This is a genomic window from Nitrospira sp. (assembly GCA_029194535.1).
Classification (GTDB): domain Bacteria; phylum Nitrospirota; class Nitrospiria; order Nitrospirales; family Nitrospiraceae; genus Nitrospira_C.
This window is the reverse complement of sequence record JARFXR010000003.1, coordinates 263,995-272,879: the sequence shown is the minus strand read 5'-3', so window position 1 is coordinate 272,879 and position 8,885 is coordinate 263,995. Positions and strand designations below refer to the sequence as shown.

The following is an 8,885-nucleotide window of genomic DNA, read 5'->3' as shown; positions in this document are numbered from 1 at the left end:
GGCTGAATAAAATCGTGTCTCGAGAGGGGAAACAAAGGGGTCGGGAGTCGTTGTTTTAGGCCTCCTCTGCTTGCCCGCGGAATTCGCCCCATGAATCAGCTTCGCTCAGATTCGGCTGAAACGACCCCGGCCGCCTCACCATCTCGGCGGCGCGCACAAACGGGGTGCTCGTTATTCCTCGCACCGTGCGCCCTCGGCATCCGCTCTACGGACCGCATCTGATCGGCAAGTCAGGTCATCCCGAACCTCCGCAATTCGCGACGCCAGGTCCGCCATCCCGTCAGACGACCACCCTTCAGCTAAACGAGAGAGTGGAGCGCTGCAATCGCTTGTAAATCGCAGCGCTCTGATGGTGGCCTGGGATCAGTATATTCAAACTGTCTCCAAGCGGTGGGGCGCCCCGTTCGCCACGCCACCCGCAGTGGGAAAAGCTCACCCGTCCGCTAAGAAGCAGACACGGGCTGCAGTCGCTTGTAGACCGCAGCGCTGCGAAGAGTATGCGCGATTTGGGTCGGAAGAAAGAAAAGGGGTCGGGAGTCATTGTTTTAAGTCTCCACTGCTTGCCTGCGGAACTCGCTGCGTCAATCCACGCCTCGCGGTCAATCTCGGCCCAGACAACACGCTTTCGTCACGGCTCGGTCACGAGCGGTGATCGATGCGCATGCCGACGTGCCTGTGAAAACTGCCGGGGCGGTAGTCCTACCACATGTACCGCCCGGATTCCTCGAGAATGCAATTCGCCACTGGCCGCGATCCAGTGATTGGGGTTGTCATCTGTTAGCGGGTGTGCTAGAGTTTAACCCAGTTAAACCAGGAGTTGGCTATGGCACGGAAGACAGCGGTGCTGGGTTTTTCAGTCAGTCCAGCGCTCGCGAAAGAATATGAACAAATTGCGAAGCGGGAAGGGACCACAAAGAGCGACTTGTTCAGGCGCATGGTCGATATCTATAAAGCAGAACGTCAGGAACAGGAATTCTTCGCCCTACAACGGAAGATGTCACGGCGCGCCCGTAAGGCTGGTGTGCTCACTGAGGAGGACGTTGAACGGATTGTGTTCGAGGATCGCTGATGAAGGTAGTGTTCGACACGAATGTGCTCGTGTCGGCCTTCATGATTCATGGCAGTAAAGGTGAAGCTGCTTTTCTGCTAGCTCACCGGCGTAAGGTTGAGCTCTATATCTCGGTGCCTATCCTGACTGAGACCGCGCGTATTCTCCGAACAAAATTTCACCAGCCAGAGAAGGACATTACAGCCGCGCTGAAACAGATGAGCCGCGCAGCGACAATTCTACGGCCGGCGCGAAATGTGACCGTACTTGAGGATGTGCCAGACAATCGCATTCTCGAATGCGCTGTGACGGCTCAGGCAGATCTCATCGTTACCGGCGATCACCATCTTCTTCAGCTCAAAGAGTTCGAAGAGATTCGTATCGTGCGTCTGGCTGATTTCTTGCGGACAATCCCCTCGGATGATCGCTAGCTCAGGGCAAAGCAAATGGGGCGGGAGTCAGCTTCCCTGCGGAACTCGCCTCATCAGTTAACTTCACTCGGTTCAAGTGACCGTGACCGCCTCACCGACTCGTTACTTGGTGCAGCGAGCTACCAAGACCAAAATCTCACTGTGGTTCATCGCTGCTTCGGCAGGCGCGCCGCAATTCGCGAATGCGCCGATATCCAGCTAGCATCAAATGGGCAGCCGGGGCTGTCGATATCGATGACCAGCGGGACGTGATCCGATGGTAACGGGTTGCCCTTCCGCGGCTCGCGATCGAGCTCGACTCAGACCACGCGGTGTGTTAACGGCGCCGTCACGAGAAAGTTTTGTCTGGGCTCTCCCGGGTTATGCGTGAGCGTCGTAGTGTCATGAAATTGCTTTGCGCCGCAAGCTGGCACAGAATTCAATCCGTGGACCTGTCCGAAAGTGGTGCAGTCTACTGAGCAATGCCGACTATCAGCGCGTTCTATGGGATTCTGATCAAAATGTTCTTCAACGACCATGCGCCTCCATATTTCCATGCAGAATATGCTGAGTTTAAGGCCACGGTGGACATCAAGCATTTGCGGGTGTTGGAAGGAGAGTTGCCCCGTCGCGCGCTTGAGCTGGTGCTGGACTGGGCCGAATTGCATCGTGAAGAATTGCTCAATGATTGGAACCTCTGTCGGGCAAAAGAACCTCCCAAGCCAATTGCTCCGTTGTTATAAGAAGGAAAACGCGGAAGTACTGGGATGTTGTTGAAGTCAAGACCTTGGATGACTTAGGGCTGTTTGTGCGGTTCGCGGATGGATTGGCCGGAGAAGTTCGCTTTACCCCTGAGCATCTTACGGGTGTATTTGCTCCGTTGAGGGACCCAGCCTTCTTCAAGCAAGTGTATCTCGACCATGGTGCGGTTGCCTGGCCGGGACCAATTGATTTAGCACCGGATGCGATGTACCAGGAGATCAAGGTCAAAGGCGTGTTGGTGCTCACTTAGCCTGCAATCTGACGGGGAAAAACAAAGGGGTCGGGAGTCATTGTTTAAAACCTGTTCTGCTTGTCACTGGAACTCGCTCATCAATCTGCTTTGCTGAGATTCGCCTCAAACAATCCTCGACTTCCTGCCTTCGGCAGACCGCATCGGATCGGCAAGTCTGGTGAACCGAACCTCCTCAATTCGTGACGCTAGGTCGACCATCCCGCCTAGACAACACCCTTCAGCTCAACGAGACGAAGTAAAGCGCTACAATTGCTTGTAGATTGCAGCGCTCTTCTCATCGAGTTAGGGCGGCGGGGAAGTGAGCGTGGCAGGAATCTCCGATGGCTTCCAAAGGCGCCTTGACTGGGTGTCTTTGGACAGCGCATAGTTAGGCGCGTGACTCATCAGATGGGAAGTGGAGGTGAGGGATGGCCAAACTGAACGTGTCGATTGACGATCACCTTCGGGACGAGCTCTTTCGGCTCGTGCCTGCTCGCCGCAGAAGCCGGGTCATCAATGAGGCGTTAGCGCACGAACTACTGCGACGCAAGCGTCAGCATGCTGCCGAGATTGTGCAACGGTTGCGATCACGCAGTGCGACGTTGACTGGAAAGGAGATTGTGGACGCGGTGCGTCGTGATCGGAAGAGATCTCACCGATGATCGTGGTGCCTGATGCGTCGGTCATTTTGACGTGGGTGCTCGAGAGAGAAGACGATCCCGGCTATGCGCCGGCATTGAAGCTCCAGGAGGCGTTGTTGGCAGAGGAAGTGGAGATTCGACTTCCGAGTCTCTGGCGGTACGAAGTCGGAAACGTGTTGGGCCTAAAGAAGCCCAGGATGGTGACGGAATTGATGGGTGCATTGCTAGCGTATGAGTTCGACGAGGTGCCTCTGAGGACTGAATATGCCCTCGATGTATTGGAGCATATGACAGAGGTGTCCGGCGTGACATTTTACGACGCTGCGTATCATGTGCTGGCCTTGCGGACTAAAGGATTATACCTGACTGCCGACGCGGCATATGTCAAGCGTGCGAAGCGGAAAGGCCACGTGAGTCTTCTGGCCGAATGGCCGGGGCCCTAAGAGCTGTTGCAACTGCCGCAAGGAAAGCGTGAGGGCCCTCACCGAACTTGACCTCAAGCGGATCGATCAGACCGCCGGGGCGTTCTGCCGGAAACGAAGTCCGGCGCATCTCAGGGACAAGCAGGCTAATACAAAGGGGTCGGGAGCACTCTTGTCAAAGATAAGTTTTCTGAGAAATGGATCTTGGACGGCATCGGACACAAAAACCCGCCCGTCTGAGATCGATGAAGGCCCAAAACGGCTGTGGAAACCATGAATCCACGCCATCTGCACCAGTACCGTCTGACGCTCCGGCTCCGCCGGGGTTTTGGACAGCATCTGAACAACCAGACCACCTCAATTTCCAAGTAAAAGGCATGGCCTAGGATTTCAAATGGTTAAAGGCACGCAGACCCAGATTACAACCTGTCTTGGACAGCAGTGGGTCGGGAGACATCGTTTTAATCCCTCTCTGCTCGCCTGCGGAACTCGCCTCATCAATCAGCTGAGCTGAGATTCAGCTCAAGCGACGCCGGCCGCCTCACCATCTCGGCGGCGCGCACAGACGTGGTGCTCCTTATTCCTCGCACCGTGAGCCCTCGGCATCCGCTTCCGCGGACCGTATCTGATCGGCAAGTCCGGTGCCCCGAACCTCCGCAATTCGCGACGCGAGGTCCACCATCCCGCTCACATCACCCTTCAGCTGAACGACACGAAGTAATGCGCTGCAATCGTTTCCTGAGCGCAGCGCTTTGAAGGTTCGGCCCGATTTGGAAGCCAATAGTCATGCCTGACCCGGATCTCGTTGCCGGTTCAGCACCAAGAAAGAGGAACGAGCTACACAAAAAAGTCCTCTCCCTTCGGTCGTAGCTCCAACTCGAAGGTCCAGGCCTCTGGCTTCTGCCTGGCCAATGCCCAATACATCTCGGCCATTTCCGCGGCATTCAGCATCGGCTCACCGGCTGCCTCGGGCATCTGAGATCTCACCGCCTCAGTGTCAATGACACCATCGACGACGATGTGCGCAACGTGGATACCCTGCGGCCACAATTCCCGCGCAAGGGAATCGGCCAGCCCTCGAACTGCGAACTTGGCACTACTGAAGGCGGGAGCTCCCTTGCGGCCCCGGATCGAAGAAGTTGCGCCTGTAAATAGAATACTGCCGCCCCCACGGGCAAGCATGTCGGGAACAGTTTGTTTGCAGCATAGAAACGCCGCCAAGGCGCAACTTTCCCACGTCGACCTGAAGCTCTCTGCCGTCAATTCACTGAAACCACCCCATACCCCACTACCGACATGATTGATCAGGACTGAGGCTGGCCCAAGTTCATTCCGTACCTGGACGAACGCCCTAGCCACGGCGTCGGCATCCGTCAGATCTGTCGGCACAGGAAGCGCTCGCACGCCAGACCGTCGCAGTTCTTCGGCTAGAGCACGCAAGAAATCCGCCGAGCGGGCCAGCAACGCGACTGCACAGCCTTCGCTGCCAAACTTGCGGGCTAAGGCCGCGCCCAATCCAGATCCCACGCCCGCAATAACAACAATCTCTTGTTTCAGTGCGCTCATGATTCTGTACTTGAACCTTTCTCCCCACTTCCCGGCTTGTTTCGCAGAATTGCTCGTAGAGGGAATTGGTGTTTCGCGCTACGATCCCGCGCCTTCCCGAGGCGGTCTAGTCTACATTGTCCCTGACCCTGCTTCTACTGTGGAACAAGACGGTGTCAGGAACTGATATGTGAAGCCAACCAGTCCTCGGTTTCCGCTTCTGTGGACCGTATCTGCCGGGCAAGTCCGATTGCCCGAACCTCCGCAATCCAAGACGATAGGTCCACCATCCCGCCATACAACACAGTCAGCTAAACCTGAGCTGAAGCGCTGCAATCGCGTATGGATCGCAGCCCTCGTGCGGCGGCACGAGCAAGCCTGGTTCGGACCTGCACCGCGTTACAACAAACGCTCCTTGGTCGAAAGATCTGCGGGCCTGGGATAGCTGGTACGCCAAGGCCCAGCAGCTCCCACACGTTTCGGAGCAACCCTTTCGGACTCGGCAGACAATCGCCCTTCTGGAATCCTTTCAACCAAGGCGTCTGTGACTAACATATTGCATTTATGGTTCATTCAAATCTGTGTGAATAGGGGCTAGGGTCTCTTCTAGGTGCGCCAAAACACTGTAATCGGGTAGTGTTATGAACAGGCTGCGGTCAGGAGACGCGTCAGTACCCGTCACAGAACCAATGTTTCGTAAAGCATCGATGAATAAAGTTCAGGCCTTACAGCAAGTGAATCATGCCGCTGTCGCGAGAATGCTCTGTTTGTTAGAGGACGAACTTTCCCCTGTAAATTCCGTACTATTATTGTCGCCGAATGATGATGATGTCCGATTTGTGAAGTCCTTGTTTCCTCATGCCTTGATAAGCTCGTTATATGAATCTGATTGGAATCTGTACGATCCCGCTCCGGACTATGTTACGTGCTTCGACACGGCGTTTGCTCATAATGTGCTCATGTATTCAAAAGCTCCGGAAGTGTGGATTCAAAACATACTGCGCGTATCGAGATACTTCGTTGCCCAGGACATCAAATATCGCAAGAGGTCGAGCGAGGCTCCGTATCTAGGAAGGGATCGTGATGAAACGCGGTATTCACTTACACCTGAAACATGTGTTCAACCTACATTCGATCTGATGGAGTTGCCGAACAGACCAATTCAGTACTTTGAGTATGCCGGAATCTCAAATGAGTACCATTTGGCAAATGATCCGCCAATCCATATCTGCATGGCGTTCCAATCAGAGACTTACAATCAGCCTTCTCGACGTCCAGGACCCCGGCGACGTCTATCGTCGATCTTTCATGGGGTGAAGCGGATCTTCGATTCCAGCCTCACTAAGGTATGAAGGTTGATCGGTGCCCGCCTTGCTCCGTGCACAAATTCGTGAGCTCATCGGTGATCCGGAGCAGGGCTAAGTACGCTATCTTGATAACCTGCTGCATGAGGCCTTGGGAAGCTAAAGACAGAGACTGATATCCTGGAGCCACTCGGACCTGCGCGCGATGGCGTTCCGTTGATGGCTCATCGTTGCCTCCGCGAGCGTGTCGCAATTCGTGAATTCACCCAAGCTCAGGCGACATCGAACAGATGGCCGAGGCTGTCGATGTCGATGACCAGCGGTGCGTGATCCGGGGCAACGGTTTTGCCCTCCGCGTTTCACGATCGATCTCGGCCCAGCTAACGCGGACTGAGAGAGAGTAAGGGGTCGGATTCGGCTCAGAAATCGTGGGAGCGGGCCCTTCCCTTGTGGAGTGTAGGGCCTGAAGGGATTCGCGTTTGACGAGACGGCAGTACCATCAAGCTTGATATCGATCGCTTCCGGGGTACAACAAAGGCCCGCCGGTCGAAAAATCAGCGGGCCTTTTCTTTTCCTTCAATGGGACGCGGATGGTTGTATCGGGTTGTAGTTATTTGGCGAATCGGACGACGATCGCGCCCATGAGATCACCCTTCTTGAAGTCCTTCTTCGGGCTCATCGGATGGGCATTGTGACAGGACACGCAGGAATCGGCTATCGCAAGGTCTGCTGCGATGCCTTTAAATTGATTGCCGTCTTCGAACGTCAATATCCCTGTAGCCGGGTTCGCCATCAATTTCTTCAGCGCCTCTTCTTCGGCCTTGGTCTTGGGCAAGTTCTCTTTGTAGATGGGTGTCGAACCGATGAGACCAAGCTCGAAGTCCTTCAATTCACTCCCGGCGGCCTTCAAAAATTGCGCCGGCAGCATGATAGCGTGGTCGTCCTTGGTCCAGTTTTCGTCCGGCTTCACGTTCGACTTCGCGGCTTGCGCGATGATCTGCTTGGCATAGACGGTGCGGAACGCCTTGGCTGTTGCAAGGATGTACTTAGCTGCAGCATCGCGTGAAAATTCTGCCGCATAGGTCAGCGGAATCGCGACTGCCATCACAACAATCGATCCGAGCACACCTGCCTTGAATCCGATCCTGGCCCCCATATCCCACCTCCAGGTTGAGATTGTCGGTTGGAACGGCGTAATGGTCGCAGTACGGTGCGCTTTCCTCGGCTGCGTTGTCAAGCCGCTTGTTCGGCGTTGATATATCTTTGCGGGACGGCCTGGGTGTGCGCCGATTAGACGTGGCCGGGCTGTTGTGGGACTTGGACAGGCTGGCGGCGATCGGGAATTCCTCCCCTCACGCACCAGAGGGGGTGGGGCTCAGCTTTCGGACGAACCGCGACGTCCGCGATAAGCAGATCGACGGTGTAGGCTTGGTCCGGCTTCAACGAAGCCGCGTCGCTGGCCCAGTAGGCTCCGGCCTTGATTCCGTGGAAAGGATGTCCCTCCGGCAAGGCTGGGAGGAGAGCCTTCTCGTACAGCGGCGGCTCAATGATGGTCATGAGTTCAATAAAGCTAGGAAGACGCCAGCCGATTTGACCTCCAACAGTCTTCAGTCCGCAACGAGTTTGAGCTGTTGACCAGGTGACTTCACCGGAGCTGGGTGATCGCTCCCAGATCAATTGAGTAGTCCGGTCGAGGACAGCTTCTTCCTGAAAGGATCCGAGGACCGCAAATCTGCCGGTCTGAGAGACACCAGAGGGAGACTCGGCCGCGCATACGATCCCGAATACGGAGACCACGCCAACTGCTACGAATGAGATGATCTTAGATGTGTCCATCGTCGGTGTCGGTGTTTGAACTGACCGCGAAGAGTCAGCAAGACTCGGACCGCAGTCCACAAGTCTGACTTCCGTAAGCTCGCGCGAAAGGAGGGAAAGAGGCGTGGTCTGTAAACTCAGACAGGGTTGTAGTTCTGGCCATGGGACTGCAGAGTTCAGCCACCCAGAAGGACAACCCCTCCTGTTGTAAGCGCTGAGGTCCTCATGCGTCATTCGTTCGATCCTGCACAGGACATCGCCGATTTTTGGCTCGCCAATGAAATGCATAAGCGTTCTCGTGAATCGGCTCCTATACGGGCGCTGGGGAGGAGAAAGAAAAGCACAAACTCCTTTTTTGAGAGCTACCTGTCCCGCGCGATAGTTATGCCGGTCAGCATGTTTAATTGTGGGGAGTAACTACAGACCGAATCAGATATTAGAATCCGAGGAGCCAATCATGGTGAAGAGTTTGGAAATGCAGCGCCTGCGCCGTTCATCCACGGCTCTGGCCGCGAGAGTACCTTCGCACCAGAGGACCTCAGCGAGGGCTTTGCGTCGGCCTGGGCCTGGGCCTCTGGAGGTATCGTCTCGACGCCACACGCGCTGATACCTAATCAACCGAGGCGGACTCCCTGTCGCGCCGTCCCGGATCTCTGGGAAGTCCGCTGCAACAGGGTGGTAGATGATGATAGAGTGCGTCGTCCAG

The 8,885-nt window shown here is 55.6% G+C and carries 8 protein-coding genes; 5 read left to right on the top strand and 3 right to left on the bottom strand.

All coding sequences use genetic code 11. The features are described 5' to 3' along the window. The first annotated feature begins 823 nt into the window (after positions 1 to 823). From P0111_18365 to P0111_18345, 5 genes are all read left to right on the top strand, one after another. Positions 824 to 1,069, top strand: coding sequence for a hypothetical protein (locus tag P0111_18365; GenBank protein MDF0645997.1), 246 nt, complete (start codon positions 824 to 826; stop codon positions 1,067 to 1,069). After that, positions 1,069 to 1,479 (top strand): putative toxin-antitoxin system toxin component, PIN family, encoded by a 411-nt coding sequence (locus tag P0111_18360; GenBank protein ID MDF0645996.1) that lies wholly within the window; start codon positions 1,069 to 1,071, stop codon positions 1,477 to 1,479. The genes P0111_18365 and P0111_18360 overlap by 1 nt, the downstream gene beginning before the upstream one ends. 461 nt (positions 1,480 to 1,940) lie before the next feature. After that, positions 1,941 to 2,201: a DUF4160 domain-containing protein gene (locus tag P0111_18355; GenBank protein MDF0645995.1), complete on the top strand. Its 261-nt coding sequence runs from the start codon at positions 1,941 to 1,943 to the stop codon at positions 2,199 to 2,201. Next, the gene (locus P0111_18350) at positions 2,147 to 2,470 is read left to right on the top strand and encodes a DUF2442 domain-containing protein (protein ID MDF0645994.1); all 324 of its coding nucleotides are present in this window, start codon (positions 2,147 to 2,149) and stop codon (positions 2,468 to 2,470) included. Before P0111_18355 ends, P0111_18350 begins: the two co-directional genes overlap by 55 nt. A 640-nt stretch (positions 2,471 to 3,110) precedes the next feature. Beyond that, on the top strand, positions 3,111 to 3,536 hold the full coding sequence (locus P0111_18345) for a type II toxin-antitoxin system VapC family toxin (protein ID MDF0645993.1): 426 nt from the start codon (positions 3,111 to 3,113) through the stop codon (positions 3,534 to 3,536). Between the two features lie 816 nt (positions 3,537 to 4,352). Here P0111_18345 and P0111_18340 read toward each other — a convergent pair. From P0111_18340 to P0111_18330, 3 genes are all read right to left on the bottom strand, one after another. Continuing rightward, positions 4,353 to 5,081, bottom strand: a complete 729-nt coding sequence (locus P0111_18340; GenBank protein ID MDF0645992.1) for an SDR family NAD(P)-dependent oxidoreductase — start codon at positions 5,079 to 5,081, stop codon at positions 4,353 to 4,355. 1,893 nt (positions 5,082 to 6,974) lie between these two features. Then, positions 6,975 to 7,520, bottom strand: coding sequence for a DUF3365 domain-containing protein (locus P0111_18335; protein MDF0645991.1), 546 nt, complete (start codon positions 7,518 to 7,520; stop codon positions 6,975 to 6,977). A 134-nt stretch (positions 7,521 to 7,654) separates the two neighbouring features. Continuing rightward, on the bottom strand, positions 7,655 to 8,200 hold the full coding sequence (locus tag P0111_18330) for a DUF1566 domain-containing protein (protein MDF0645990.1): 546 nt from the start codon (positions 8,198 to 8,200) through the stop codon (positions 7,655 to 7,657). Between the last annotated feature and the right edge of the window lie 685 nt (positions 8,201 to 8,885).

Bases quoted from the DNA above. Each gene is read 5' to 3' on its own strand.
- P0111_18365 (MDF0645997.1), top strand. From the start codon at position 824: ATGGCACGGAAGACAGCGGTGCTGGGTTTTTCAGTCAGTCCAGCGCTC.
- P0111_18360 (MDF0645996.1), top strand. From the start codon at position 1,069: ATGAAGGTAGTGTTCGACACGAATGTGCTCGTGTCGGCCTTCATGATT.
- P0111_18355 (MDF0645995.1), top strand. From the start codon at position 1,941: ATGCCGACTATCAGCGCGTTCTATGGGATTCTGATCAAAATGTTCTTC.
- P0111_18345 (MDF0645993.1), top strand. From the start codon at position 3,111: ATGATCGTGGTGCCTGATGCGTCGGTCATTTTGACGTGGGTGCTCGAG.
- P0111_18340 (MDF0645992.1), bottom strand. From the start codon at position 5,081: ATGAGCGCACTGAAACAAGAGATTGTTGTTATTGCGGGCGTGGGATCT.
- P0111_18335 (MDF0645991.1), bottom strand. From the start codon at position 7,520: ATGGGGGCCAGGATCGGATTCAAGGCAGGTGTGCTCGGATCGATTGTT.
- P0111_18330 (MDF0645990.1), bottom strand. From the start codon at position 8,200: ATGGACACATCTAAGATCATCTCATTCGTAGCAGTTGGCGTGGTCTCC.